The 26,219-nt window shown below is 71.5% G+C and carries 21 protein-coding genes and 1 pseudogene; 7 read left to right on the top strand and 15 right to left on the bottom strand.

Going from position 1 to position 26,219, the window contains the following annotated elements:
• Positions 1 to 54 precede the first annotated feature (54 nt).
• Positions 55 to 1,341, bottom strand: a complete 1,287-nt coding sequence (locus M8I34_RS15800) for an adenylosuccinate synthase (RefSeq protein WP_053210145.1) — start codon at positions 1,339 to 1,341, stop codon at positions 55 to 57.
• A gap of 206 nt (positions 1,342 to 1,547) precedes the next feature.
• On the opposite strand from M8I34_RS15800, the gene M8I34_RS15795 reads away from it, so the two are divergent.
• A complete protein-coding gene (locus M8I34_RS15795) occupies positions 1,548 to 2,522 on the top strand; it encodes an acylglycerol kinase family protein (RefSeq protein ID WP_250050098.1) in 975 nt (324 codons plus the stop codon).
• A 15-nt stretch (positions 2,523 to 2,537) separates the two neighbouring features.
• On the opposite strand, the gene M8I34_RS15790 is transcribed toward M8I34_RS15795, so the two are convergent.
• Complete coding sequence (locus M8I34_RS15790) at positions 2,538 to 3,128, bottom strand: GbsR/MarR family transcriptional regulator (protein ID WP_250050097.1); 591 nt, start codon at positions 3,126 to 3,128, stop codon at positions 2,538 to 2,540.
• A gap of 94 nt (positions 3,129 to 3,222) precedes the next feature.
• Here M8I34_RS15790 and M8I34_RS15785 point away from each other — a divergent pair, with 94 nt between their 5' ends.
• The 3 genes from M8I34_RS15785 to M8I34_RS15775 all read left to right on the top strand — a co-directional run bounded on the left by M8I34_RS15785 (position 3,223) and on the right by M8I34_RS15775 (position 6,552).
• The gene (locus M8I34_RS15785) at positions 3,223 to 4,170 is read left to right on the top strand and encodes an ABC transporter ATP-binding protein (RefSeq protein WP_250050096.1); all 948 of its coding nucleotides are present in this window, start codon (positions 3,223 to 3,225) and stop codon (positions 4,168 to 4,170) included.
• Positions 4,167 to 5,807 (top strand): ABC transporter permease, encoded by a 1,641-nt coding sequence (locus M8I34_RS15780; RefSeq protein ID WP_250050095.1) that lies wholly within the window; start codon positions 4,167 to 4,169, stop codon positions 5,805 to 5,807. Before M8I34_RS15785 ends, M8I34_RS15780 begins: the two co-directional genes overlap by 4 nt.
• A gap of 280 nt (positions 5,808 to 6,087) precedes the next feature.
• Entirely contained in the window at positions 6,088 to 6,552 is a 465-nt protein-coding gene (locus M8I34_RS15775; RefSeq protein WP_030086138.1) for a hypothetical protein, read from the top strand.
• A gap of 65 nt (positions 6,553 to 6,617) precedes the next feature.
• On the opposite strand, the gene M8I34_RS15770 is transcribed toward M8I34_RS15775, so the two are convergent.
• The 13 genes from M8I34_RS15770 to M8I34_RS15710 form a co-directional block, all read right to left on the bottom strand.
• Positions 6,618 to 7,274, bottom strand: coding sequence for a response regulator transcription factor (locus M8I34_RS15770; protein WP_250050094.1), 657 nt, complete (start codon positions 7,272 to 7,274; stop codon positions 6,618 to 6,620).
• On the bottom strand, positions 7,271 to 8,641 hold the full coding sequence (locus M8I34_RS15765; RefSeq protein ID WP_374210917.1) for a sensor histidine kinase: 1,371 nt from the start codon (positions 8,639 to 8,641) through the stop codon (positions 7,271 to 7,273). The genes M8I34_RS15770 and M8I34_RS15765 overlap by 4 nt, the downstream gene beginning before the upstream one ends.
• Positions 8,642 to 8,715: 74 nt before the next feature.
• Positions 8,716 to 9,489 (bottom strand): alpha/beta hydrolase, encoded by a 774-nt coding sequence (locus M8I34_RS15760; RefSeq protein WP_250050093.1) that lies wholly within the window; start codon positions 9,487 to 9,489, stop codon positions 8,716 to 8,718.
• Positions 9,486 to 10,832 (bottom strand): kynureninase, encoded by a 1,347-nt coding sequence (gene kynU / locus M8I34_RS15755; protein ID WP_250050092.1) that lies wholly within the window; start codon positions 10,830 to 10,832, stop codon positions 9,486 to 9,488. The genes M8I34_RS15760 and kynU overlap by 4 nt, the downstream gene beginning before the upstream one ends.
• Positions 10,825 to 11,733, bottom strand: a complete 909-nt coding sequence (locus tag M8I34_RS15750) for a tryptophan 2,3-dioxygenase family protein (RefSeq protein ID WP_250050091.1) — start codon at positions 11,731 to 11,733, stop codon at positions 10,825 to 10,827. Before M8I34_RS15750 ends, kynU begins: the two co-directional genes overlap by 8 nt.
• Before the next feature lie 231 nt (positions 11,734 to 11,964).
• On the bottom strand, positions 11,965 to 12,378 hold the full coding sequence (locus tag M8I34_RS15745) for a DUF3151 domain-containing protein (protein ID WP_250050090.1): 414 nt from the start codon (positions 12,376 to 12,378) through the stop codon (positions 11,965 to 11,967).
• Between the two features lie 180 nt (positions 12,379 to 12,558).
• On the bottom strand, positions 12,559 to 14,124 hold the full coding sequence (locus M8I34_RS15740; RefSeq protein ID WP_250050089.1) for an MFS transporter: 1,566 nt from the start codon (positions 14,122 to 14,124) through the stop codon (positions 12,559 to 12,561).
• 130 nt (positions 14,125 to 14,254) lie between these two features.
• The gene (fbaA, locus tag M8I34_RS15735) at positions 14,255 to 15,277 is read right to left on the bottom strand and encodes a class II fructose-bisphosphate aldolase (protein ID WP_030989237.1); all 1,023 of its coding nucleotides are present in this window, start codon (positions 15,275 to 15,277) and stop codon (positions 14,255 to 14,257) included.
• Between the two features lie 237 nt (positions 15,278 to 15,514).
• Positions 15,515 to 16,057, bottom strand: coding sequence for an orotate phosphoribosyltransferase (gene pyrE, locus M8I34_RS15730; protein ID WP_250050088.1), 543 nt, complete (start codon positions 16,055 to 16,057; stop codon positions 15,515 to 15,517).
• 10 nt (positions 16,058 to 16,067) lie between these two features.
• Positions 16,068 to 16,931, bottom strand: coding sequence for an aldose 1-epimerase (locus M8I34_RS15725; RefSeq protein ID WP_250050087.1), 864 nt, complete (start codon positions 16,929 to 16,931; stop codon positions 16,068 to 16,070).
• A gap of 99 nt (positions 16,932 to 17,030) precedes the next feature.
• Positions 17,031 to 17,975: an SRPBCC domain-containing protein gene (locus tag M8I34_RS15720; RefSeq protein WP_250050086.1), complete on the bottom strand. Its 945-nt coding sequence runs from the start codon at positions 17,973 to 17,975 to the stop codon at positions 17,031 to 17,033.
• A gap of 159 nt (positions 17,976 to 18,134) precedes the next feature.
• Positions 18,135 to 19,853: a polyamine aminopropyltransferase gene (locus tag M8I34_RS15715; protein WP_250050085.1), complete on the bottom strand. Its 1,719-nt coding sequence runs from the start codon at positions 19,851 to 19,853 to the stop codon at positions 18,135 to 18,137.
• A gap of 268 nt (positions 19,854 to 20,121) precedes the next feature.
• Complete coding sequence (locus M8I34_RS15710; protein ID WP_244413831.1) at positions 20,122 to 20,643, bottom strand: DUF2617 family protein; 522 nt, start codon at positions 20,641 to 20,643, stop codon at positions 20,122 to 20,124.
• An 848-nt stretch (positions 20,644 to 21,491) separates the two neighbouring features.
• Between M8I34_RS15710 and M8I34_RS15705 the strand changes: the two are divergent.
• From M8I34_RS15705 to hsdR, 3 genes and pseudogenes are all read left to right on the top strand, one after another.
• Positions 21,492 to 22,259: pseudogene (locus M8I34_RS15705) on the top strand (aminotransferase class I/II-fold pyridoxal phosphate-dependent enzyme); the annotation flags it as partial.
• Between the two features lie 101 nt (positions 22,260 to 22,360).
• Positions 22,361 to 23,527 (top strand): pyridoxal phosphate-dependent aminotransferase, encoded by a 1,167-nt coding sequence (locus M8I34_RS15700; protein WP_250050084.1) that lies wholly within the window; start codon positions 22,361 to 22,363, stop codon positions 23,525 to 23,527.
• Between the two features lie 152 nt (positions 23,528 to 23,679).
• Entirely contained in the window at positions 23,680 to 26,145 is a 2,466-nt protein-coding gene (hsdR, locus tag M8I34_RS15695) for an EcoAI/FtnUII family type I restriction enzme subunit R (protein ID WP_250050083.1), read from the top strand.
• Positions 26,146 to 26,219 lie beyond the last annotated feature (74 nt).

Raw genomic sequence — 26,219 nt, 5'->3', positions numbered from 1 at the left:
GGCTGCCTGCTGCGCTGTGCCGGGGGACCGCGGAGGTCCCCCGGGGCGGTGTCCCTACGACAGGAACGAGTTGATCTCGATCGTCTCGTCCCGGCCGGGGCCGACGCCGATCGCGGAGATCGGGGCGCCGGACATCTCCTCCAGCGCCTTGACGTAGGCCTGGGCGTTCTTCGGCAGGTCGGAGAACGACTTCGCCTTGGTGATGTCCTCGGACCAGCCGGGGAGCATCTCGTAGACCGGCTTGGCGTGGTGGAAGTCGGTCTGCGAGTACGGCAGCTCCTCGACGCGCTTGCCGTCGATCTCGTAGGCCACGCAGACCGGGATCTGCTCCCAGCCGGTGAGCACGTCGAGCTTGGTGAGGAAGAAGTCCGTCAGGCCGTTGACGCGGGTGGCGTAGCGGGCGATGACCGCGTCGAACCAGCCGCAGCGGCGGTCCCGGCCGGTGGTCACACCGCGCTCGCCGCCGATGCGGCGCAGCGCCTCGCCGTCCTCGTCGAACAGCTCGGTCGGGAACGGACCGGCGCCGACGCGCGTCGTATAGGCCTTGAGGATGCCGATGACGCGGTTGATCTTCGTGGGGCCGACACCGGCACCGGTGCAGGCGCCGCCCGCGGTCGGGTTCGAGGACGTGACGAAGGGGTACGTGCCGTGGTCGATGTCCAGCAGCGTGCCCTGGCCGCCCTCGAAGAGGACGACCTTGTCGTCGTCGAGCGCTTTGTTCAGGATCAGGGTGGTGTCGACGACATAGCCCTTGATCTTGTCGGCGTAGCCCAGCAGCTCCTCGACGACCTGGTCGGCCTCGATGGCGCGGCGGTTGTAGAGCTTGGTGAGGAGCTGGTTCTTGACCTCGAGGGCCGCCTCGACCTTCTGGGTGAGGATCGACTCGTCGTAGAGGTCCTGCACCCGGATGCCGACACGGTTGATCTTGTCGGCGTAGGTCGGGCCGATGCCGCGCCCGGTGGTGCCGATCTTCCGCTTGCCGAGGAACCGTTCCGTCACCTTGTCGACGGTGATGTTGTACGGCGTGATCAGATGCGCGTTACCGCTGAGCAGCAGCTTGGACGTGTCGACGCCGCGTTCGTTGAGTCCGCTCAGCTCGGAGAGCAGGACCGCCGGGTCGACCACGACACCGTTGCCGATGACCGGGGTGCACCCCGGCGAGAGGATTCCGGAAGGGAGAAGGTGCAGCGCGTACTTCTGGTCGCCGACGACGACCGTGTGGCCGGCGTTGTTGCCGCCTTGGTAGCGCACCACATAGTCAACGGACCCACCGAGCAGATCGGTGGCCTTTCCCTTGCCCTCATCACCCCACTGAGCACCGAGCAGCACAAGTGCGGGCACAGGCGTACACCCCTTCCGGGCGGGGCATGTCCAACGTGCGTGGATGGCGTCGGCATGTGTGTTCACGCGGACGTCATCGCTAGAGCCGTCGGACCGGTGCCCCGGAATAGACGAAGCCCCTGGCGCAATAGCGCAAGGGGCTCTTGCACCGAGATGCTACCTGAGGAAGGACCGAGGTGTCGGCGCAGCCTTCTGGGCACTCTCCCGTGGACTCCGTTCGGGGGTACCCCCTGCTCGTGGTCATCGACCCGGTCGCCCGCAGTACGGACGGTGAGTCCGTGCGGATCGCGAAGGATGTCCTGTGCGCGGGCGCGGGGGCGAAAATCTGCCTTCCGGACGGGCCGGAGGAATTCGCCCGGATCCTGGCCCGGCGCGGCCACCGGCGGCCGGTGGTGATCGGTGACGACCGGGCGCTGCTGCGGGTGGTGGGCCTGCTGCACAAGGAACGCGAGCTGGCCGGGGTGCCGCTGTCGATGGTCCCGGTCGGGGCTCCGGCCGCCGTCGCGATGAGCCGCGCCCTGGGCATCCCCACGGACACGGTGGCCGCCGCGCGGGCCGTTCTGGACGGCGGGGAGCGGCCGATGGATCTGCTCTCGGACGACAGCGACGGCATTGTGCTCGGCGGCCTGCGGATCCCCTGCGGGAGCGAGGTGGCCCGGCCGGGCCACCGGATCGAGGTGGTGGCGGCCCCCGCGGTGGCGCCGACCGATCCGAGGGATGCCCTGGAGGGGCGCGACGGCCTGACCGGCGGCCTCGACGGGCACCGGCCGTGGTGGAAGCCGGCCGCGCGGACCGCCCGTACGGCGCTGGCGCTGCTGGCGGCGCCGGCCGCGGGGCTGGGCGGGCGGCGTGCACGGGTGCCGCAGCAGCGGCTGCGGATCGAGGCGGACGGGGTGCTGCTGGCGGATCTGGACCGGCCGGTGCGCGGGGTGTCGGTGGTGCCCGGCGGACGGAACCGGGCGGACGGGCCGTGGTCCGGCGCCGGTGACGGCGGGCAGCTGGCCGAGGTCGTGGTGCACTGGCCGGGCGGGGGCCGGCCGGTGCGGGCCCGGGCGCGGGCGGTGACGGTGTCCGGGGCGGACTTCCACTACCGGGCGGACGCGGTGGTCGGCGGACCGGTCAGGACCCGTACGTGGACCCTCCAGCCGGAGGCCTGGCGGCTTCAGCTGCCGCGGGGGTGAGTGCCGGGCCGCGCCTCAGCGGGCGTCGCCGTACTCGGCCCGGATCTGGTCGCGGTGCTCGCGCCAGCGCTGCAACAGTCCGGCGAGTTCCTTCTGGAGGAACTCGAAGAAGACGAGCGTCTCGTTCATCCTGCGGCCCGCCGGGGAGTCCTCGCCGAGGCTCTCGACCCCGTCGCGCAGGGTGCCCTCCCAGCGGGTGAGGATGTTGTCCCGGCGCGCCATGGCCTCGTACCACTGGTCGCTGTGCACGCGGTAGCGGTCGCGGCGGGAGCCCGGCTCGCGCTCCCGGCTGACCATGTCGACCTGGGAGAGATAGCGGATCGCGCCGGAGACGGCGGCGGGGCTGACCTGGAGGCGCTCGCCGAGTTCGGCGGATGTCAGCACGCCGGAGTCGGAGGCCAGCAGACAGGCGAAGACACGGGCGGACATCCGCTGCATACCGGCCTCGACCAGCTGTGCGGCGAACCGCTCGACGAACTGTGAGACCGCCTCGTCATCGCGCTTGTCATCGCGCTTGTCGTCGCGCCTGCCCTCGGGCCGGACGTCGCCGGGATCCTGGGGGGCGCCCTCGGTCCGGTCCGCGCTCCGCTGTTGCTGCTCGCTCATGTCCGCATCATCTCCCCTGATCAGAGCCACCCACCCCAACTTTATACGGTTTCTTAACTTCACAAATTTGTGAAGTTAACGTACCTTCCAAAGCATGACCAAGGCAATCTCTCCCGCTCCCGCGATCCGGGTCGACGGTCTCCACAAGTCCTTCGGCCGCACCCACGCGCTGGACGGCCTCGATCTGCATGTGGGGGCCGGTGAGGTACACGGCTTCCTCGGACCCAACGGCGCCGGGAAGTCCACGACGATCCGCGTCCTGCTCGGTCTGCTGCGCGCCGACGGCGGCACGGCCCGGCTCCTGGGCAAGGACCCCTGGCAGGACGCCGTCGAGCTGCACCGCCGCATCGCCTACGTCCCCGGCGATGTGACCCTGTGGCGCAATCTCTCCGGCGGCGAGGTCATCGATCTCTACGGCCGGCTGCGCGGAGGACTGGACGGCGCGCGGCGGGCCGCACTCCTGGAGCGGTTCGAACTCGACCCCACCAAGAAGGGGCGGACGTACTCCAAGGGCAACCGTCAGAAGGTCGCCCTGGTCGCCGCGTTCGCCTCGGACGTCGATCTGCTCATCCTCGACGAGCCGACCTCCGGGCTCGACCCGCTGATGGAGGAGGTCTTCCAGAGCTGCGTCGCCGAGGAGCGCGACCGCGGCCGTACGGTGCTGCTCTCCAGCCATGTGCTGTCGGAGGTCGAGGCGCTCTGCGACCGCATCAGCATCATCCGCAAGGGGCGGACCGTCGAGTCCGGCTCACTGGGCGAGCTGCGGCATCTGACCCGCACCTCGGTCATCGCCGAACTCGCCGGACCGCCCAACGGCCTGGCCGCGCTCCCCGGCGTCCACGGCCTGTCCACACAGCCGCTCCGGGGAAGTGCCGGCCACCGCGTCCGGCTCCAGGTCGACACCGACAAGCTCGACGCCGTACTGCGCTCGCTCGGCACCACCGGCGTCCGCAGCCTCACCACCACCCCGCCCACTCTGGAAGAGCTCTTCCTGCGCCACTACCAGGACGACGCCCGCAGCCACGAGGCGGTCGCACGATGACCGCCATGGCCGCAACCCTCCCCGCACCCGCCGCGCGCTCTGGTCATCTGGCGGGCACCGGCGCCCTGTTGCGCCTCGCGCTGCGCCGCGACCGGGTGCTGATCCCGGCCTGGGTGCTGACCCTCGGGCCGGCCGTCGCCGCCATGGGCTCGTCCTTCGAGGCGGTCTACGGCACCGCCGCCCAACGCGCCGCACTGGCCGCGTCGATGAACGGCAACGGCTCCCTGCGCGCGCTGTACGGGCCGGTCTTCGGCGACTCCGTCGGCGGTCTGGTCGCCTGGCGGATGGCCGGCCTCGGCGCCGTCCTCGCCGCGGTGATGAGCCTGCTGATCGTCGTCCGGCACACCCGCGAGGAGGAGGAGACGGGCCGTCAGGAGCTGCTCTCCGCCGCCATGGTCGGCCGCTGCGCGCCCCTGACCGCGGCCCTGCTGACGGCCCTGGCCGCCGACACCGCGCTCGCCCTGATGATCGCGGGCGGGCTGGCCGCATCCGGTCAGCCGGCCGAAGGCTCCCTCGCGCTCGGCCTCGCCATCGGCTGCGCCGGCCTGCTCTTCGCCGGCCTGGCCGCCGTCGCCGCCCAGTTGACCGAGAGCGCGCGGCCGGCCAAGGGCCTGACCGGCGCGGTCCTCGGCCTCGCCTTCGCGCTGCGCGCCGCGGGCGACGCCGCCGATCCGTCGGCGTCCTCCCCCCTCACCTGGGTCTCCCCGATCGGCTGGGCGCAGAACGTCCGGCCGTACGCCGGCGAACGCTGGTGGATCGTCCCGCTCTTCCTGGCGGCGACCGCCCTGGCCGTCTTCGCCTCCTACGCGCTGACCGCCCGCCGTGACCTCGGCATGAGCTTTCTGCCCGCCCGCCCCGGACCGGCCGTCGCGCCCCGCTCGCTGAGCGGCCCCTTCGGCCTGGCCTGGCGGCTTCAGCGCACCACCCTGCTGGGCTGGACGCTCGGCTTCCTGTGCGCGGGCGGGGTCTTCGGCGGTATCGCCGAGGGCGCCTCCGACCTGGTCGGCGGCAATCGGCAGACCCGCGAGATCGTCGAGCGGATGGGCGGTCAGCAGGGCCTGACCGACGCCTTCCTGGCCACGATGACCGGGATGCTCGGCATGGTCGCGGCGCTCTATGCGGCCGGTGCGGTGCTGCGGCTGCGCGGTGAGGAGACCGGCGAGCGCGCGGAGCCGGTGCTGGCCGGCGCGGTGGGGCGGCTGCGCTGGGCGGCCAGCCATCTGGTCCTCGCGTACGCGGGCACCGCCGTCATCCTGGCCTCCGGCGGACTGGGCCTGGGGCTCGCCTACGGCCTCTCGGCCGACGACCTCGGCGGCAAGCTCGGCCCGGTCCTGGCTGCCGCCCTCTCCCAGGTTCCGGCCGTCTGGACGCTCACCGGTCTGGCGGTCCTCGTCTTCGGCCTGCTCCCCCAGGCCACCGGCGCCGTCTGGGCCCTGGTCGGCGGCTGTCTGGCCATCGGCTGGATCGGCCCCTCCCTCAAGTTCCCCCGGTGGGCCATGAACCTCTCGCCGTACGGCCACCTCCCCAAGCTCCCCGGCACCGACGCCACCGCCGCCCCGTTCTTCTGGCTGCTGGCCCTGTCCGCCCTGCTCGCCCTCGTGGGCCTGGCGGGCCTGCGCCGGCGCGACATCGGCTGATCCCCCGGCGGCCGGCCCTCCTGCGGCCGGCCGCCCCCCGTATACGTGCGCCGTCGGAGCTGTAGCGGACTCCGGCGGCGCACTTCTACGCGGGACGCCGCATCGGCCCGCTGTATCCACAGGCTGTGGATACAGCACAGAAATCTCCCGGGCGCCAGTCACCCTTCGCCATTTCACCTGGCCGCGCGATAACCCGTAGTAACTCTGGAGCAGTCGGTGACACACCCGTTACTTTCCGTACGCACGGTCGTGACCACGACCCGCGGCACCGGAGGGGTTCATGCGACGTATCACCACCAGGATCGGCATGCTCGCGGCGGCGGCACTGCTCGCCGTCACGGCGGCCGGGCCCGCCCAGGGCAAGCAGGCGAGCGACGCCGCACACCGCACACAGGCCGAGTCTGCGGCCTACTTCGTGATGACGGACGTCACCCGGGAGGAATTCGTCATCAAGCTCACCGATCCCCGGAAGATCCAGCATGCACGGGACCTGCTGAGCGGCGCGTCCAGCTCGGAGCCGCATGTCATCGGCCGGATCGACAAGCGCCCCGCCCCGTACAACTGGCGCTGGAGCTTCCATCTGCGCCCGGACACGATCGACTTCTTCGACTTCGCCATCGAGGTCTGTGACGCCACCACGCCCTATGTCGAGGAGCATCTGGACGAGGCCGGCGGCCCCTTCCTCCCCGGGCTGATCTGGTGCCCCTGGACCTCGAAGCTGGTGCGGGAGGTCCCCCAGCCGTAAGGCCCGGGTCCGGGCCGCCGGTCTCGCCCGCCGGCGGCCCACGGGGAGCCTCGGGTGCGGCGGCCTCAGCCCCCGGGCGTCACCAACCGCGCCTCGTACGCGAAGACCGCCGCCTGCGTGCGGTCGCGCAGCCCCAGCTTCACCAGGATGCGGCTGACATGCGTCTTCACGGTGGATTCGGCGACGACGAGATGCTCGGAGATCTCACTGTTCGACAGGCCCTGGGCGACCAGCACCAGCACCTCGGTCTCGCGCTCCGTGAGATCGCCGATGCGTTCCTGGGCGGGCGCGCGCGGGGTGCCCAGCCGGGAGAACTCCGAGATCAGGCGCTTGGTGACGGTGGGGGCGAGCAGGGCCTCGCCGGAGGCGACGATGCGGACGCCCTCGGCGAGCTGGCCGGCCGAGGCGTCCTTGAGGAGGAAGCCGCTGGCCCCGGAGCGCAGCGCTTGGTAGACGTACTCGTCCAGGTCGAAGGTGGTCAGCACCAGCACCTTGGCGTCCGCGTCGGCGGCCACGATCTCGCGGGTCGCCTCCAGGCCGTTCATCTCCGGCATCCGGATGTCCATCAGCACGACATCGGGCTTGAGCACCGCGACCTTGTGCACCGCCTGGCGGCCGTCGACCGCCTCCCCGACGACCTCGATGTCGGGCATGGCGTTGAGCAGGACCGAGAAGCCCTCACGGACCATCACCTGGTCGTCGACGATCAGTACCCGGATCATGGCCGCATCCCCCTGGACGTGTTCTTCGCCGTCGTGTTCATCACCGGGAGGAAGGCCGCGACCTCGAAGCCGCCGTCCGCGGTGTTGTCTGCCGTTATCTCGCCGCCCAGCATCTGCACCCGCTCCCGCATCCCCAGCACCCCGTGGCCCGCGCCGGGCGAGGGCTTGGCGAGGCGGCTCGGCGCACCGTTGACGATACGCACGCCCAGCCCGCCCAGCACATAGGAGATCTCCACCCGGGCGTCGGCGCCCGGCGAGTGCCGCAGCGCATTGCTCAGCGCCTCCTGCACGATCCGGTACGCGGACAGCTCCACGCCCTGCGGCAGCGGCCGGGGCGCGCCGGTGGTCACCACCTCGACGGTCAGCCCGGCGCTGCGGACGCTGTCGAGCAGCGCGTCGAGGCTGGCGAGCGTGGGCTGCGGCGCCTCCGGATCGCTGTCGGCGAAGGCGTCCGGGTCGGCGGAGCGGACCACGCCGAGGATGCGGCGCAGCTCGGCGAGCGCGGCGACGGCGTTCTCCCGGATCGTCGCGAAGGACGTGGCGAGCTCCGGCGGGGTGTCCTTGACGCGGTAGGGGGCCGCCTCGGCCTGGATGGCGATCACGGACATGTGGTGGGCGACGACATCGTGCAGCTCACGGGCGATGAGGGCGCGCTCCTCCAGGAGCGTGCGGCGCGAACGCTCCTCCGCGGTGGCGGACCGGTTCGCGAGGACCTCGCGGCGCTCCTCGCGCCAGGCGCGGACCGCGGCGGCGGAGACCAGCACCACACCGCAGAAGACCGCGACCGGCGGCAGATCGCCCGTGTCCTTGCCGAGGAGCGCCGTCAGCACGGCCGCCGTGGCGAAGGAGACCAGCCACATCTCGACGGCCAGCCGGGGCCGGGTGCGCAGCACCACCAGGACCATCACGGCGAGGTGGGTGGGGAAGGCCACCGCCCCGACGACGCTGGCGAACGGAGACGAGAGGGCCGAGTAGGTGACCGCCGACACGATGAACGCGCCCACCGACAGCCAGTAGGCGCCCACCGGGCGGAAGAGCGTGAGCATCGGCCCGGCGGCGACCAGCGCGCTGAAGCCGGTGACCAGGATGCCGCGCAGCGCGCCGGGCCCGGAGGTGTCGGCGAGATTCCCCAGGAAGACACACACCGAGAAGAAGCCGACGACGAAGTGCGGCAGCCAGCGCGCCCAGTGCCGCAGCCGCTTCGGCAGGAACGGCAGCCACCGGGACAGCTTGGCGTCCTCCAGCGGCGGCATCGGACGGAAGGCGAAGGCGTCGACGAACAGGTCCTGGCGCAGCCGGTGCAGCGCGCCATGGGCTATCCGGGCCTCTGAGCGCAGGTGGCTCTGCGTCTGGGTCGTGTCGTTCACGCTGACAACGGTAAGCAACGACAGACCCCTGGGCGTCCCCACCAGTGGGGATCTACCGGAGTCCGCCTCAAGTACTACGTGGCGTGCAGGAATGCGAGGAGCGTGTGACAGCTGGGGCTGCCGGGGGTGACGGGGGCGTAGTGGCCGACGCCGGGCAGCTCGCGCAGCTCCGTGGTGGCCGGGCTGCGGGCGGCGTAGCGGCGGGAGAGGTCGAGCGGGACGTCCGGGTCGTCGGTGCCGTGCAGGATCGTGACCGGGACGCCGGCGGGCGGGCGGCACGCCGGGTCGGCCGCGGCAATACGGTCCGCGAGGCCGGGCCCGGGTCCGATCAGCTCGGCCACCGCGCCGTCGCTCAGGCCCAGCGCATGGGCGCGCGCGAGGTCCGCGACCGGCGAGACGGCGAGGACGCGGGATACGGGCGTGCCGGGGCGGGCGGCGGCGAGCAGCGCGAGATGGCCGCCCGCGGAGTGGCCGACCAGGACCACCTCCCCGGCCCCGGGCACCTCGCGCACCGCCGTCGCGATGCCCGCCGTGACGTCCTCGAACGTCCGCGGCGCCCCGCCGCCCGCACCGACCCTGCGGTACTCGGCGAGCGCGACGGGCAGCCCCCGCCGGGCCAGGTCGGCGGCGAGCGGCGACAGATGGCGGCGGTCGTAGGCCGCGCGCCAGAAGCCGCCGTGCAGGAGGACGACCAGCGGCCCGCCCGCCGCCTCCGCCCGCGCGCCGTCGGCCGCCCGCGGCACATACAGATCGACGATCTGGTCCGGATGCGACCCGTAGGCCACCGTCCGGTCCGGCGCCACCGGGGCGAGCCCCAGCAGCGCCGGCTCCTCGTCCGCCACGCTCACCCGGCGGCCCCGGCCGCCCCGGACTCGACGTCGGGCAGCGCCCCCAGCACCTCGCCGAGCACCCACGCCGCCCGCTCCGCGTCCGCGAAGGAGGTGTAGAGCGGGGTGAACCCGAAGCGCAGCACGTCGGGTGGGCGGAAGTCACCGACCACCCCGCGGCGGATCAGCTCGTCCATCACCTCTGCGGCCGTGGGGGTACCTCCCTGCTCGACCGAAGTGGAGAGCTGGGCGGAGCACTCCAGCGACACCTGGCTGCCGCGCCGCTGATGGTCGTGCGGGGTGACGGAGCGGACCCGGCCCGCCGGTACGTAGGCGTTCACGCACTCCAGGAAGAAGTCGGTCAGGGCGAGGCTCTTGGTGCGTACGGCCTCGATGGACACCCCGTCCCAGACCTCCAGCGCCGCCTCCAGCGCGAGCAGCGACAGGATGTCCGGGGTGCCGACCCGGCCGCGCGCGATGCCCTCGGCAGGGGTGTAGGAGGGATCCATGGCGAACGGGTCCGCGTGCGAGTTCCAGCCCGGCAGCGGCGATTCGAACCGCTCCTGGAGGCTTTCGCGGATGTAGAGGTAGGCGGGCGAACCCGGGCCGCCGTTGAGGTACTTGTACGTACAGCCGACGGCGAGGTCGACGTGGTGGGCATCGAGGCCGACCGGCAGCGCGCCGGCGCTGTGGCACAGGTCCCAGACGGCGAGCGCGCCCGCGGAGTGCAGCGCGTGGGTGATGCCGGGCAGGTCGTTGAGCCGGCCCGTGCGGTAGTCGACGTGGTTGACCAGCGCCAGCGCGGTCCGTTCGGTGACCTCGTCGGCGATCCGCGCGGGCTCGACCGGACGCACCGCGAGGCCGGTCATCCGGGCCGCGGACCGGGCTATATAGCCGTCGGTCGGGAAGGTCGTGGCGTCGACGAGGATCTCCGTACAGCCCTTGCCGGCCATCCGGACGCCGCCGACCAGGGCCTTGAAGAGGTTGACGCTGGTCGAGTCGCCGACCACCACCCGGCCCGGTCCGGCCCCGATCAGCGGCGCGATCTTGTCGCCGATCCGCTCGGGCGCGGTCCACCAGCCGGATTCGGTCCAGGACCGGATGCGCAGCTCGCCCCACTCGCGGGCGATGACATCGGCGATGCGTCCCGGCACCGCGCGGGGCAGTGCGCCGAGGGAGTTGCCGTCGAGATAGACACCGGCATCGCCGGAGGCATGGTCGGGCGCGGCATCGAGGACGAAGCGGTCGCGGATCGCGGCGAGCGGGTCGGCGGCGTCCCGCTCCGCGGCGCGCGCGGTCAGTTCACGGGCCCGCGAGGGCTCGTGGCGGCCGGGGCCGTCGGGGAATTCCGGGGTCTCAGACATGGCTGCGCGCCGTCCACAGCTCGGGGAAGACGTTCTTGCGGGCCCGCTTCTCCAGCCAGGCCACTCCCGCGGAACCACCGGTGCCCATCTTCGCTCCCATCGCCCGCCGGGTCGCCACCAGGTGGTCGTTGCGCCAGCGCCAGACCAGCTCGGCGACATCGGTCAGCGCCTCGCCCAGCTGGACGAGTTCGCACTCCTGCGAGCCCGCGTAGATGCCGGCCCAGACCGCCTCGACGGCCGGGTCCGCCTCGTAGCGCAGCGCAGGATCCCGCTGGAGCACGGCGTCCGGGACGGCATGGCCACGGCGCGCGAGCAGCCGCAGCACCTCGTCCCACAGGCTCGGCTCCTGGAGGGCCTTCTCCAGCTCGGCGTGCTCCCGCGACGCGCCGCGGTGCGGCACCAGCATCGAAGCGGACTTCTCGCCGAGCAGGAACTCCATCCGCCGGTACATGGCGGACTGGAAGCCGGAGCCCTCGCCGAGCGCGCTGCGATAGGCGTTGAACTGGGCCGGGGTCAGCCGGGCGAGCGGCTTCCAGGCGGCGTTCAGCGCCTCCAGCTCGTAGGTGGAGCGGCGCAGCGCGTCCCTCGCCACCGTCAGGTCGTCGCGGCGCAGCGCCTCGGCGGCGGTGCTCCACTCATGGACGATGACCGTGAACCACAGCTCCATGACCTGGGTGGTGACCAGGAAGACCATCTCGCCGGGGTCGTCGGAGAGCGGGTGCTGGAGGTGGGTGAGGACACCCGCCTGGACATAGTCCTCGTACGGGGTCGTGCTGCTGCTGCCGATGCTGAGATCCGGGGCGAACGGCGGGTCGGGCTCGACGGCGTCGGCCGGTACCGAACCCGCTGCGGGTGCGGTGGACGCGCTCTCCACGGGGTCGATGGGAGACGGCTGCGACATGAGGGACTCCTCAAGTGCGAACTACCGGGTAGCGGTCCGCCCCTTCCTAGTCGGCTCGGGAGCCCCGGTCCCCTCGGGCGCGGGATGACCCGGCCCACTGGAAATCATCCGTGCTGGACTGCGACCGCGCAAGGGCCGACCGCGATCACGCGGCCGGCCCGTTGATCATGCCCGGCGCTCCCCGGCGGGGGAGCTGACGGCTCCCCGGCGGCGGAACCGGGCGGCGGACCCTCAGGTGAGAGTGTCGGCCGCGGTCGGCGAGGAGTCCCGCAGGAAGGTCGAGCAGCGCTCGTACTCGTCCTGCTCGCCGATCGTCTGTGCGGCGCGGGCGAGGGCGTGCAGCGCCCGCAGGAAGCCGCGGTTGGGCTCGTGCTCGAACGGCACCGGGCCGTGGCCCTTCCAGCCGGCCCGGCGCAGCGAGTCCAGGCCGCGGTGGTAGCCGGTGCGGGCGTAGGCGTACGACTCGACGACGCGGCCCTGCTCGAACGCGTCGTCGGCGAGCTGCGCCCAGGCCAGGGAGGAGGTCGGGTACTTCGCGGCGACGTCGGACGGTGCCGCGCCGCCGGCGAGCAGCTCGCGGGGCTCCGGGTCGTCGGGCAGATGGGTCGGGGGCGGTCCCCCGAGCAGATTCTCGTGAATGGCCATGGCTACCAGTCTGCCTGGTCCCCGGGGCGGGGTGGGGAGCGGCCGGGATCATCCGCCCCGGGGGGGGGTACGGCGGGTGGATGACGGATGACGGATACGGGCCGGTGGCCGGAGGCATGGCGTGTTCTACGGCCCCTCGGCCGGCGGCCACGGTACGTACTACGCCCACCACCGCGTGCCCTACGCCCCCTCGGCAGGCCGTCCCGGCCCCCCGGCGCCCGGCAGCCGCGACGGCTCCCGGGTCTTCGTCTCGCCCGGATCCAGCGGCGGTGCGCTCACCCCGCAGTGGTAGGTCGTCTCCGCCCGGCACGGCTGCTCGGCACCCGGTTCGGCGCGCAGGACATTGCTGCGTACGGTCAGCAGGGCGATCAGCGCGCCGATCACCAGGATGCCCGCGCACAGCGGCATGGCCCGCCGGAAGGCCGCGCCGAATGCGTCGGCCGAGCGGTAGGCCTCCGGTCCGATGCCCGCCAGCAGCGGCAGTGCGGCCACCGCCACCAGGCTCGCGGCCCGCGCCGCCGCGTTGTTGATCCCGCTGGCCAGGCCCGCCCGGTCCACGTCCACCGACGCCAGCACGGTCGAGGTGAGCGGCGCGACCAGCGTCACCATCCCCGCGCCCAGCACCAGCAGCGCGGGCAGCACATCGGCGAAGTACGAGGCGCCCCGGCCCACCCGCGTCATCAGCAGCATCCCCACGGCACACAGCAGCGGCCCGACGGTGAGCGGGATCCGCGGCCCGATGCGCTGCCCCAGCTGTCCGGAGCGGGCGGACAGCAGCAGCATCAGCACGGTGGTGGGCAGCAGCGCGGTACCGGCCGCCAGCGCCGAGTACCCCACCACGACCTGGAGCTGGAGCACGGCAAGGAAGAAGAAGCCGCCGAACGCCGCGTAGACGCACACCGTCACCGCGTTGACGGCCGAGAACAGCCGGATGCCGAAGATGGCAGGCGGCAGCATCGGGTCCGTCCGCCGCCGCTCGACATGGACGAAGAGCACCCCGAGCAGCACTCCGGCCACCGCCGGAATGATCACGCCGGGCCCGGCGCCCCCGACCGGCGCGGCGATCAGCGCATAGGTCACCCCGGCCAGCGCCAGCGCCCCCAGCACCGCGCCCTGCACATCGAAGCCGCGGCGCTCGCGCGCGTCCCGCTCCCGGGTCTCGGGGACATGCCGCAGCGCCACCGGCACACACACCGCCGCCAGCGGCACGTTCAGGAAGAACACCCACCGCCAGCCGGCGCCGTCCACCAGCCAGCCGCCGATGAACGGGCCGACCGCCGCGGCCACCCCGCCCAGCCCCGACCAGGAGCCGACCGCCCGCGCCCGGTCGTCGGGGTGGAAGACGGCCTGGATCAGCGCCAGCGAGCCGGGGGTGAGCAGCGCCCCGCCGACGCCCTGGAGCGCGCGGGCCGCGATCAGCACCCCGGCGTTCGGCGCGAGCCCGCACAGCAGCGAGGCCGCGGCGAACCACACCACGCCGATCACGAAGACCCGGCGCCGGCCGAAGCGGTCGCCGAGGGCACCGCCCAGCAGGATCAGCGACGAGAGGGTGAGCATGTAGGCGGTGACGGTCCACTGAAGGACCGCCAGATCCGCGTCGAGGTCCTCGCCGATCCTGGGCAGTGCGACATTGACGACGGTGCTGTCGAGCATCGCCATGCCGGACCCCAGCACGGCCGTCGCCAGCACCCATCGGCCCTGTGCCGAGGCCAGCCGGACCGCGCCGGGCGCACTCGGTTCGCTCATACCGCGAGCATGCCCGTATCCGCGTCCGCTCGCCCGCCCTGCGTCACCCGGCACGCAAAAGGCTCCGCATCCCGGCGGATGCGGAGCCCTTGTGCGCGACGAGGGCGGCCGGTGAACGGCCGTCCCGCGCTTACTTGATCTTGGTGCCGGTGGAGCGCAGGTTGGCGCAGGCCTCGGTGACGCGCTTGGCCATGCCGGCCTCGGCCAGCTTGCCCCAGCTGCGCGGGTCGTAGTGCTTCTTGTTGCCGACCTCGCCGTCGACCTTCAGCACAGCGTCGTAGTTGCGGAACATGTGGTCCGCGACCGGGCGGGTGAAGGCGTACTGGGTGTCGGTGTCCAGGTTCATCTTGACCACGCCGTTCTCCAGCGCGGTGGCGATCTCCTCCGGGGTGGAGCCGGAGCCGCCGTGGAAGACGAAGTCGAACGGGGCGGTCTGGCCGTACTTGGCGCCGACGCCCTCCTGGAGGTCCTTCAGCAGCTCGGGGCGGAGCACGACATTGCCCGGCTTGTAGACGCCGTGGACATTGCCGAAGGAGGCCGCGAGCAGGTAGCGGCCCTTCTCGCCCAGGCCCAGCGCCTCAGCGGTGCGCAGCGCGTCGTCGACCGTGGTGTAGAGCTCGTCGTTGATCTCGTGGGTGACGCCGTCCTCCTCACCACCGGTCGGGGTGATCTCGACCTCAAGGATGATCTTGGCGGCGGCGGCCTTGGCGAGCAGCTCCTGGCCGATGGCCAGGTTGTCGGCCAGGTTCTCGGCCGAGCCGTCCCACATGTGGGACTGGAACAGCGGGTTCTGGCCCTTGGCCACGCGCTCCGCGGAGATGTCCAGCAGCGGGCGTACGTAGCCGTCGAGCTTGTCCTTGGGGCAGTGGTCGGTGTGCAGCGCGACGGTGACGTCGTACTTCTCGGCCACGATGTGCGCGAACTCGGCGAGCGCGACCGCGCCGGTCACCATGTCCTTGTTGTACTGGCCGCCCAGGAACTCCGCACCACCGGTGGAGATCTGGATGATGCCGTCGCTCTCGGCCTCGGCGAACCCGCGCAGCGCGGCGTGCAGCGTCTGCGTCGACGTGACGTTGATGGCCGGGTAGGCGAACTTTCCTGCCTTCGCCCGGTCCAGCATCTCGTTGTAGACCTCGGGAGTTGCGATGGGCATCTGTCCGCTCCTTGTGTGTGCGGGTTGCGTTCTTGGCCCTGACCAGGGGGCGAGGACTTCGCCGAGCACATCTTCCCAGACTCGGCGATTTGCTCCACATCCCGCGCCCGGCCGTCCCGCAGTGTGGGCGGCTGGTTTCACGTGAAACCAGCCGCCCATAGGTAAAGCCGCAGCTCAGCGCGGTTTTCCCGGTCCGAAGCGGCCCGTCGGGCGGACTCGGCTCAGGCCGGGGCGGACTCAGCTCAGGCCGAGGTCGCCGAGCTCGTAGCCGGTGATGTAGGGGAGCCCGGCCTCGGCAATGGCCGACGCGGCACCCCGGTCGACGATCGTTGCCACCGCAACGACCTCGGCGCCCGCCTCACGCGCCGCCTCGACGGCGGTCAGCGGGGAGCCGCCGGTGGTGGAGGTGTCCTCGACGATCAGGACCCGGCGGCCCTTGATGTCCGGGCCCTCGATACGGCGCTGCATACCGTGGGCCTTCTGCGCCTTGCGGACGACGAACGCGTCCAGCCGGCCGCCGCGCACGGCGGAGGCATGCAGCATCGACGTCGCGACCGGGTCGGCACCGAGCGTCAGACCGCCGACCGCCTCGTAATCCAGATCAGCGGTGATCTCCAGCATCAGCTGACCGACCAGCGGTGCCGCCTCGCCATCCAGGGTGATCCGGCGCAGGTCGATGTAGTAGTCGGCCTCCTTGCCGGAGGAAAGCGTCACCTTGCCGTGCACCACGGCCTTGTCCTTGATCTGTTGCAGCAGCTCGCCGCGCACGTCGTCACTCATGCGCACGAGCTTAGGCGGTGTCCTGCGCGAGGCTCCGCCAGCTCCAGGTCGTGGAGATCTCCAGCGGCTCGATGGGCGTGACCAGGCGCGGCAGGGTGTTGAGACCGTTGGGCGGTCCGGACTGCGGCTCCACACAGACCGCGGCCTCCTGCTCGTCGTAGACCACCACCCACTCGGCGCGGCTGGCGACCTTCAGCTCCAGCCGGCCCGGCCAGGTGAGCGTGGCCTCGACCCCTTGCGGCATGCCGAAACAGTCGTCCCAGGGGCCCGGCTGCGGCACGGTCCGCCGGCCGGTCGGGAGATGGTCGTCCCCGCGCTCCTCCTGCCACTCGGGCGCGAAGTCGAGGCGTGCGTCCTCGCCGCCCTCACCGAGATTCCGCAGGAACCAGGGGTGCCACCCGGCCTGCGCGGGGAACGAGTCGCCGGTCGTCTCGACGCCCATGGTGAGGGTGAGCGAGCCACCGTCCGCGGCGAGCTCGACGAGCTGGGTCACCCGCCCCGGGTACGGCCAGGGCGCCGCCGGATCGGCGAGCTCGTAGGTGAAGACCGCCTCCGTGGCGCTCGAACGCGCCGTCCGCCAGCGGAGGTTGCGGCCGGTGCCGTGGATGGCGTGCGGCGCGGCGTTGAGCGGCATCCGATGCACTTCGCCGCCATTGCGGAACTGCCCGTGCTCGATCCGTCCGCACCACGGAACCATCGGGAAACAGCCGTACTTGGCGCCCTGCCGCAGCAGCTCCGTACCGCCGACACGAAGACTGGCGATCCGGCAGCCGTTGTCCGGGTGGACGGTCAGTTCGGTGTCGCCCGCGGCCAGCCGTACGCCTTTCGGCGCCGGTGTGGGCGCTGCGCTCTGCGGGGTGTTGTCGGTACTCACGGGACCGACCCTACGGGCAGTGCCGGGCCCGGCGCGGAACGCCATGACCGTCCGCCGTCGCCCGCCGCACCCGTCAACGCCGGGTCCGGCGGCGGCCGGTCAGCGGCGTCGGCGCAGCATCCGGCCGACGACCACGGCGGACGCCAGCACCACCGCGGCGGCGGGCGCCGCCCAGCGCAGGGTCGCGGAGGTGCCGTTCTGCTCGGGCGCGGGCACCGGTGCGTACCGCCCGCGCGGCGGGGCGTGGTCGACCTCCTCCGCGCTGCGCCCGATCATCGTCCGGCGGGCGTGCGCGGCCTCGGCGGGGGCGAGGTCGTCCGCATCGTGGCCGTAGGCGTGCTCGGGGTGCGCATCGTGCGCGGCGTGGACCGCGTCCGCCGCGTCCCCTGCGTCGAGGTCCTCGACGGCATCGGCCGCGTCGCCGGTGTCCGCCGCTTCGACGGCGTCCTCGTCACTGAGCGGAGCCGGCGACGGCGGCACCTCGGTGTCGCCCACCCCCGGGGCGGTCACCTCGGCGGCGCCCCGGTCCGGACCGTCCTCGCCGGCCTGCCCTTCCACGGGCCGCTTCCGCAGATCCGCCGCCAGGTTCTCCGCGAAGCGGTCCAGCAGCCGGCGCCCGGCGGCTTCGGCGGCGTGGTCGGTGGCCTCGGCGAGCCGGCCGTCGCCGTGGACCGTGCCCGAGCAGGTCAGCGTCGTACCGGGGCCGGGCTCGGTGGCCGGGGAGAGCCGTACGGCCAGGGTCAGCGCGACCGACCCGTCGCCCCGGGTCTCGGTGCCCTTCGCCTCCACGGTCACCGTGGCGGCCGCACCGTCAGCGGCGTCGGCGTCGCCGGGTCTGTCATCCGCGGCGCCGCTGACCGTCAGCGTGCCGCGATAGGTGATGGTGGAGCTTCCGATACGCAGCCGCAGCCGGCCCACCGGGGATCGCGGGGCCGCGTCGGCGTCGAGCTGGACTCCTGGGACACAGCGCGCCACCCGCTCCGGCTCGCTGAGCGCCTGCCGCACGGTCCCGACGGGAAACGGAACGTACACCTCATGCTCCATGACATGGGAGCCTACCCAGCGCCCCCGCACCCCGTGCCTGCCCACACAGATATTTCTGCGCGGCCGCCCCGGCCCCCGCACGCCCTCCGCCCCCACCGCGCACCCCGCTCGGCGTCCGCCCGGCCGGACCCGGACCCGCCCGGGACCCGCCCCGTTCGCTCAGTCGAGATACCGCGGATGCATCAGCGTCGACGCCGGCAGTCCGGGCATCCGGTCCCGGGCCTCCCCGCGTCGGCCCGCCTGCAACTCCTCGTGGCTCAGGCCCGCCGGCGGCGGCGCATCGGGCGCCAGACCGAACCGCGGCGGATGCCGCGCCGCCAGCACGAAGCCCCAGTAACGGTCCCGGCCCGCCGCCGGCCTGGCGGCGGGCACCTCCGCGTCCACCGGCGGAGCCGCGTCCACCGTGCGGTCCGGGCCGCCGGAGAACCCCGCGGGCCGGCCGGACAGGCGGTACGGCACGGTCGCCAGGCCCACCGACCGGAGGGTCGACTCCACCGTCCAGTACAGCCGTGCCCGCTCGACCGGCGGCCCGGCATGCACCACCAGCCGCCCGTCAGGGGCCAGCAGCCGCGCCGCGAGGCCGTAGAACTCCTGTGAGTAGAGCTTGGTGCACGCGGCGATCCCGGGGTCGGGGAGGTCGGAGACGATGACGTCGTACGGCGCCGGCCGCCGCCCGCGCAGGCCCTGCTGCCGCAGCCAGTCGAAGGCATCCGCGGTCACCACATGCACCCGCGGATCACCGAGCGAGCGGTGGTTGAGACGGGAGAGGCCGGGATCGGTGCGCGCCAGCCGCAGGACACCGGGGTCGAGTTCGACGACGGTCACCGAGCGGACCGAACGGTGGTGGAGGATCTCGCGCACCGCGAGGCCGTCGCCGCCGCCGAGGACCAGCACCCGGCGGTGCGGACCGCCCGCCATCGCCGGATGCACCAGCGCTTCGTGATAGCGGAACTCGTTCTCCGCGCTGACGCGGAGCCGGCCGTCCAGATACAGCGCCAGCGGCCCGCCGGAACCTTTCCTCCCGCGCCCCGCACCGGCTCCGGCCCCCGTGCCGCCGGTCATCACGACCTCCTGGATGCCGGTCTGCACCGCGACCCGGGCCGAGGAGCCGTACACCGCCTGCCGGGCGGCCCGTTCGAACGGTGGGGCCAGCACCATCCCCGCGGCGAGCAGCGCGAGGACCAGGGCGTTGGCGGCGGACAGTGCCCAGCGGGCGCGGCCGCTCAGATCGCGGCGGAAGAGCCACAGCACCAGCACGCCCCCGGCCACCGCGTTGACACCGCCGGTGAGCAGCGCCCCGGTCAGCTGGCCGAAGCTCGGCAGCAGCAGAAAGGGAAAGGCCAGCCCCCCGACGAGCGCGCCGACATAGTCCGCGGCGAAGAGGTCTGCGACCGCGCCGCCCGCGTCCTGCCGGCGCACCCGCTGGATCAGCGTCATCAGCAGCGGCACCTCGGCACCGATCAGGATGCCGATGGCCAGGGAGAAGCCGACGAGCGCGGAGCGGGACTGGCCGAACCATGCGAAGCAGGCATAGAGCGCCATCGCGGAGCAGCCGCCGACCAGTGCCAGACCGGCCTCGATCGCACCGAAGCCGACCGCCGCCCGGCAGCGCAGCCGCTTGGCGAGCAGCGCCCCGACGCCCATCGCGAAGACCATGACGGACAGCACGACCGACGCCTGGGTGACGGAGTCACCGACCAAGTACGTGGCCAGGGCGACCAGTTCGAGTTCGTAGACCAGTCCGCAGGCGGCGCAGACGAAGACGACGGCGAGGACGAGCAGCCGGCCCGGCCCGGCCGGCACGGGCAGCCGTGCCGGTGTCATGGCCTCCGGCACCCCGGGGGCGCCGGGGAGAACCGGCTCTGGCGGGTCGCTCATAACGTGAACGCTACGTGACGATTCCGTGGCCCTACGTCACCCACACGGGTGCAGTCCGCGGGCTACACGGACCAATTGGGGCGTTGCCGGTGCACGGGGCGCAGCGGGCGCCTCCGCGCCCCGTCCGGACCGTCAGGCCGCGCACACCACACCCGTCCACGCCCCATCGGACATCCACGCCCTCGGCGCACACCCCTCGCGCCCCTCGCACTCCCCATGCCCCGCGCCCCCTCCGGCCGACCGGACCGGTTACTTTCGCCCTCCCCGGTTAGACCGCCGCGACCGCCGTCCGTACGCCCACGCGGGTGCGGGTGGCCACCAAGCGGCCCTCCTGCGGATACGCGTGCCAGGTCCGCCAGCGCACCTGCCCCTGCTGACGCTGCGCCAGCATCGCGGTGAAGGCGTGCGGCGAGCCCGGGAACGTACCGGCGAGGCCGTGCGGATGCTCGGCCACCAGGGCGAGCAATTCCTGCGCACGCCCCGCGAACGAGCCGCGCGACAGCGTCTCCACATGGGCGGCGAATTCGTATTCCCAGTCGCCGAGCCGTTTGGCCACACCCAGCGGCAGCGGTGTGCTGCTGCCCGGCATACAGGCGACCGTTTCGGAACAGGTGCCGCGCTCCTCTTCGAGAAGCACCTGGTGAGAGGCGCCGAGCAGCCTCAACTGCACCTGGGCACCATGGAGTTGAAGATCGAGTACGGCGAGGGCGGGCAGGGGTTCCCTGCCCAGCGCCCAGGCCAGGTCGGAGGCACGGGTATCGGTGTACGCCGTCTGCAAAGTGGTGAGCATGGGTCGGCTCCGCAAGCACGCAGTGGAATGGTGGGCCGGCCCGCCCGTTGAAGGCCAGGGATGGATGTCCGAATGCCTGCCGGCTCGTGCCCACGTGGGATCGGAGAACTGGGGGATTCTCCAGGGAGAGGGAATCATGAAAGCCCTGTCGTCCACAGCGCTTTTACCCATCTTCGCCGGGTTTCCATCCGCTCGGGGGCCATGCAGTTCAGTTGTTCAACAACCAAGCGCCTGGCGGGTGTTGGCGTGATCGCCAGCACCCGCCAGGCGCATATGCAGTCAGCAACAGCCCTTCCCCGCAAGCGGAGTTGGAGCGAGAGCCGCTGTCTCAGTGACCGTGGTCGGCTCAGGAACCTCCGCCGCCACCACCGCAGCCGCCACCGCCGCCGCCACCACCGCAGGAGGAACCACCGCCGCAGGAGGAACCACCGCCGCACGAGCCACCGCCATGGTGCCCACCGTGGTGCCCGCCCCCGTGATGCCCGCCCAAGCCGGAGCCCGCGTCGCCGCCGGCCCACCAGCTGCCCCCGCTCGAACCGCCGGAACGCCGTCCGCCACGGCCTCCGCCGCCGCCGCCGTTCCGCGAGGCCAGGGCCACCAGACCGATCACCCCTGCACAGATCACCAGGAAAATCACGATCCCCATCTGCCTCACACTCCTTCCGTTCCCCCGAAGCGAGGCACCCGCTCCAGTCCGGCGCCCGGTGCGCCGATTCCGGCGCCGTCCCGCGCCGTGGACCGTCCTCGTCGACGGCCCTCACTGTCCTTCGTGCGGGGCTGATGCCCTGGTCCGCGACGTCTCAAAGCACAGTTGAGGAACTCAAGAGGTTCGACGGAGGATGGCGTACATGGACCGACCGCTGCTGAACCGCCGCCTCGCCGAATTCGGCACCACGATCTTTGCCGAAATGTCGGCACTCGCCGTCCGGACCGGCTCCATCAACCTCGGCCAGGGCTTTCCCGACGCCGACGGCCCGGACGAGGTCAGGGAGGCCGCGGTACGTGCCCTGCGCGACGGCCGCGGCAATCAGTACCCACCCGGCCCCGGCATCCCCGAGCTGCGCACCGCCGTCGCCGCCCACCAGCAGCGCTTCTACGGCCACCGCGGCCTCTCCTACGACCCCGACACCGAGGTCCTGGTCACCGCGGGCGCCACCGAAGCCCTCGCGGCCTCTCTGCTGGCACTGCTGGAACCGGGCGACGAGGTCATCGCCCTGGAGCCCTACTACGACTCCTACGCCGCCGGTATCGCGCTGGCAGGCGGCCGCCGCGTCCCGGTGACCCTGCGCGCGGACCCGGAGTCCGGCACCTACCGCCTCGACCTGGACGAACTGCGCGACGCCATCACCGACAACACCCGCCTGATCCTGCTCAACACTCCGCACAACCCCACCGGCACCGTCCTGTCCCACGAGGAGCTCGCCGAGATCGCCCGCCTCGCCTGCGAGCACAATCTCCTGGTCATCACCGACGAGGTCTACGAGCACCTCGTCTTCGAGGGCGAGCACCTCCCCCTCGCGTCGTTCCCCGGAATGCGCGAACGCACCGTCACCATCGGCTCGGCCGGCAAGACCTTCTCCTTCACGGGCTGGAAGGTCGGCTGGGTCAAGGCTTCTTCACCTACCTATTGGACGCTGGTCGCGTGAACGCCTTGCCGGGCATCGGCCAGGATGGTCTCCGAAGGATCGACGGATACCCGAGTGAGGACGGTGGAGACATGAGCGGCAGGCCGCTGCTGAACCGCAGGCTGGACGGACTCGGGACGACGATCTTCGCGGAGATGTCGGCGCTTGCGACCGCGACTGGCGCGATCAACCTGGGCCAGGGCTTCCCGGACACGGACGGGCCGGAGTCAGTACGGGAAGCGGCGGTACGAGCGCTACGGGACGGGCGCGGCAATCAGTACCCGCCGGGACCAGGCATCCCGGAGTTGCGCCAGGCGATCGCCGACCACCAGCGCCGCTTCTACGACCTGAGCCTCGACCCCGACACGGAAGTCCTCGTCACCGCGGGGGCAACCGAGGCGATCGCCGCAGCCATGCTCGCCCTCCTCGAACCGGGAGACGAGGTGGTCGCCTTCGAGCCCTTCTACGACTCCTACGCGGCCTGCATCGCGATGGCCGGCGCGAAGCGCGTACCGCTCACCCTGCGCGCGCCGTCCTTCCGCCCGGACCTGGACGAGCTGCGCGCCAAGATCACACCGCGGACCCGTCTCCTTCTCCTCAACACCCCGCACAACCCAACCGGAATGGTCCTCACCGCCGAAGAGCAGAGCGCCATCGCCGCACTCGCCGTCGAACACGACCTGCTCGTGGTCACCGACGAGGTATACGAGCACTTGGTCTACGAAGGCACGCACCGCCCCATCGCGACCCTGCCGGGCATGCGCGAGCGCACCGTCTCCATCTCCTCCGCCGGCAAGACCTTTTCCTTCACCGGTTGGAAGGTTGGCTGGGTCATGGCTAACGGCCCGCTCGTCTCCGCCGTCCGGACGGCCAAGCAGTACCTGACTTACGTCAGTGCGGGCCCCTTCCAGTACGCGATCGCCGAAGCACTGCGCCTGCCGGACGCGTACTTCGACAGCTTCCGCGCCGACCTCCGCCGCAAGCGCGGCCTGCTCGGCGACGGCCTGCGCGCGGCCGGGTTCGAGGTCTACCAGCCCCAGGGCACCTACTTCATCACCACCGACATCACGCCCTTCGGCGAGAAGGACGCCTACGCCTTCTGCCGCGCTCTCCCCGAACGCTGCGGCGTCGTCGCCATCCCCAACTCCGTCTTCTACGACGACCCCGACGCCGGCCGCAGCCAGGTGCGCTTCACCTTCTGCAAGAGGGACGACGTTCTCGACGAGGCTGCCAGTCGGCTGCGACATCTGGCGTCCTGAACTCACGCCCCCTTTAGGCCGCGCCGCGCGCAGGGCGTGTTCTCCGGTCTGAGTGAGCCCTCGGGGGCGACATCGTCCGCTGCACGTCAGGGAGAGGCTGGATCTCGCCAACGGTGAGGACAGCCGCGATCAGCGGCACTACTCTCCGTGTGGTGACAGCTGCGCAAGGGATGACAGAAGACGAGACGTGCCGGGCGTTGGTTATACCTGCCCTCGCGGATTCCGGGTGGACCAGTGATCAGATTCGCCCGCAGTTCCGCATCAACGATGGGCGGCTCACACCCACGCCGAAGCGGCACGTCTACGGCGACCCTCTGGTTGCCGACTATGTGCTGGAGTACGCGCCGGACGTCCCCATCGGGGTTGTCGAGGCTAAGCGCTACCGCGTCGATGCCAACGACGGCGTGGAGCAGGCTCGTCGGTACGCCGCGAAGCTCGGGCTGTCCTTCGCCTACGCCACCAACGGCCGGCAGATCGTCGAGATCGACTACAGCGGTGCTGTTCCCACGATCCGGGAGATCGACCGTTTCCCCACGCCCGAGGAGCTGTGGAGCCGCTATCTGGCCGACCAGCAGGCGGACTCCAGCGTCGGGCGCGAACTCCTGGCCGCCCCCTACGATCACACGCTGCGAAATTCGGACAACACCGCCAAGCGGCCCCGCTACTACCAGCGCGTCGCGGTAGCCCGCACCCTGGCGGCCATCGCCGCAGGGCAGAAGCGGATCCTCCTTGTGCTGGCCACCGGTACGGGGAAGACCATGGTGGCCCTTCAGACGGTCGCCAAGCTCAACAGGTCCCAGTGGATCTCGGGCCGCAAGCCCAGGGTTCTGTACCTGTCGGACCGCTCGATGCTTGTCGACGACCCCAAGGACAAGTACTTCCTCCCCGTCTTCGGCCAGGACGACGTCCACAAGATCAGCGGCGAACCCGTGCGGGGCCGGAAGATCTACTTCGCCCTCTACCAGGCGCTGGAGAAGGGCGATGAGGAAGAACTTTTCCGTCGCTACGAACCCGACTACTTCGACCTGATCATCGTGGACGAGTGCCATCGGGGCAGTGCCCGGGACAACTCGCAGTGGCGTCGCGTGCTGGAGCACTTTTCACCTGCGACCCAGCTCGGGCTGACCGCCACCCCGATCAGTAAGAAGGAGGCCGACACCTTCGACTACTTCGGCGAGCCCGTCTACACCTACTCGCTGGCCGACGGCATCGAGGACGGCTTCCTGGCCCCATACCGGGTGCGCCGGGTCCGGCTCAACGTGGACATGGAGGGCTACCAGACCGAGCCAGGGCAGCGGGACAAGTACGGCAACGAGATCCCGGAGGGCATTTATGGCCCGAAGGATTTCGAGCGGGTCATGGTGATCCTGGAGCGCACGGAGGCGGCGGCGCAGTACGTCATCGACTACCTGCGCTCCACCGCGGAGGACGGCAAGCACGGCAAGACCATCGTGTTCTGCGAGGACAACAACCACGCCGCACGCATGCGCACGGCCCTCTTCAACGCGGCCTCGGCGGAGGTGCAGGCTCACCACGACTATGTCGTGCGGATCACCGACGCCGACGGCCCACATGGCCGGGCTCTGCTGGATGACTTCCGCAAGGACGACTCCGACGAACCAGTGATCGCCGTGACGTCGAAGCTACTCAACACGGGTATCGACCTGCCGGCCGTACGCAACATCGTCCTGTTCCGGCGCATCGGCTCGATGCCGGAGTTCAAACAGACCATCGGTCGGGGCACCCGTCTGTGCCCCGAGATCGGCAAGGGGTCCTTCGACATCATCGACTTCGTCGAGGCCACCCGGCTCTTCAACGACCCCGGGTTCGACGGTCCTCCGCTCCGTGTCGTACGCGATACCGCCGACGAGCAAGGGCATGTGGTCGGGAGCGCACCGGAGACCCCCGAGGGCGACGAGATCGACCCGGAGAGTGTGGCCGAGCCCGAGGCCGCGTACGACCAGACGGACGGCGGCAGCTTCGACGAGCCCCGCGCCGATGACAGGGTGGACGACCCCGAAGAGGTGGATCGCATCCGATCCCGCGGCAGGCGTTACGTGGTCAACGGAGTACACGTCTACAAGTGGGGCGAGCGGCGGTACCAGCTCGACACGGACGGCCGGACGATGAGGCTGGTGACCATCCAGCAGTGGGTACACGACCGCGTACTCGAACTCGACCTCGCACCGGACAAGCTGCGCTCCCAGTGGGCCGTCGCCAGGAGCCGGCGCGAGCTCATGACCATTCTGCACACTGCCGACGTCGAGGCAGAGGAACTGCCTGCGGAGTTCGGCAGCCCGGATGTCGATCCGGTCGACCTGCTCCTCAACGTCGCCTGGGGACTGCCGCTGGTCAGCCGGGAGGAACGGCTGTACCGGTTCCTGCACGAGCACCGGGACTTCCTGGAGTCCTTCCAGCCTCAAGCCCGACAGGTTTTGGAGGAGATGCTGCTGAAGTTCGCCGAGCACGGCTCGCCCCAGCTCAAGCCGGAAACCCTCGGGGTGCGCCCCTTCACCGAGATGGGTTCGGTGGTCGAGCTGGCGAACCGCTTCGGCGGCGCCAAGTCTCTGCACGAGGCCATTGATGAGCTGAGCAAGCGGCTACTGGAAGCTTCATAAGTAAAATAAAACTGTAGTTTGACGTTGACATCTCTCGTCAAACTAAAGACGACTGTTAGGTATTCGCCCTGATA

This window comes from Streptomyces sp. MCA2, assembly GCF_023544705.1.
GTDB classification, from domain to species: domain Bacteria; phylum Actinomycetota; class Actinomycetes; order Streptomycetales; family Streptomycetaceae; genus Streptomyces; species Streptomyces decoyicus.
The sequence above is the reverse complement of the archived record's forward strand: the minus strand, read 5'-3'. Positions and strand labels throughout refer to the sequence as shown.

Bases quoted from the DNA above. Each gene is read 5' to 3' on its own strand.
- fbaA (WP_030989237.1), bottom strand. From the start codon at position 15,277: ATGCCCATCGCAACTCCCGAGGTCTACAACGAGATGCTGGACCGGGCG.
- M8I34_RS15780 (WP_250050095.1), top strand. From the start codon at position 4,167: ATGACCGCCATGGCCGCAACCCTCCCCGCACCCGCCGCGCGCTCTGGT.
- M8I34_RS15710 (WP_244413831.1), bottom strand. From the start codon at position 20,643: ATGCTCACCACTTTGCAGACGGCGTACACCGATACCCGTGCCTCCGAC.
- M8I34_RS15745 (WP_250050090.1), bottom strand. From the start codon at position 12,378: ATGGCCATTCACGAGAATCTGCTCGGGGGACCGCCCCCGACCCATCTG.
- M8I34_RS15790 (WP_250050097.1), bottom strand. From the start codon at position 3,128: ATGAGCGAGCAGCAACAGCGGAGCGCGGACCGGACCGAGGGCGCCCCC.
- M8I34_RS15750 (WP_250050091.1), bottom strand. From the start codon at position 11,733: ATGTCGCAGCCGTCTCCCATCGACCCCGTGGAGAGCGCGTCCACCGCA.
- M8I34_RS15785 (WP_250050096.1), top strand. From the start codon at position 3,223: ATGACCAAGGCAATCTCTCCCGCTCCCGCGATCCGGGTCGACGGTCTC.
- M8I34_RS15775 (WP_030086138.1), top strand. From the start codon at position 6,088: ATGCGACGTATCACCACCAGGATCGGCATGCTCGCGGCGGCGGCACTG.
- M8I34_RS15740 (WP_250050089.1), bottom strand. From the start codon at position 14,124: ATGAGCGAACCGAGTGCGCCCGGCGCGGTCCGGCTGGCCTCGGCACAG.
- M8I34_RS15770 (WP_250050094.1), bottom strand. From the start codon at position 7,274: ATGATCCGGGTACTGATCGTCGACGACCAGGTGATGGTCCGTGAGGGC.
- M8I34_RS15715 (WP_250050085.1), bottom strand. From the start codon at position 19,853: ATGAGCGACCCGCCAGAGCCGGTTCTCCCCGGCGCCCCCGGGGTGCCG.
- M8I34_RS15720 (WP_250050086.1), bottom strand. From the start codon at position 17,975: ATGGAGCATGAGGTGTACGTTCCGTTTCCCGTCGGGACCGTGCGGCAG.
- M8I34_RS15700 (WP_250050084.1), top strand. From the start codon at position 22,361: ATGAGCGGCAGGCCGCTGCTGAACCGCAGGCTGGACGGACTCGGGACG.
- pyrE (WP_250050088.1), bottom strand. From the start codon at position 16,057: ATGAGTGACGACGTGCGCGGCGAGCTGCTGCAACAGATCAAGGACAAG.
- kynU (WP_250050092.1), bottom strand. From the start codon at position 10,832: ATGTCTGAGACCCCGGAATTCCCCGACGGCCCCGGCCGCCACGAGCCC.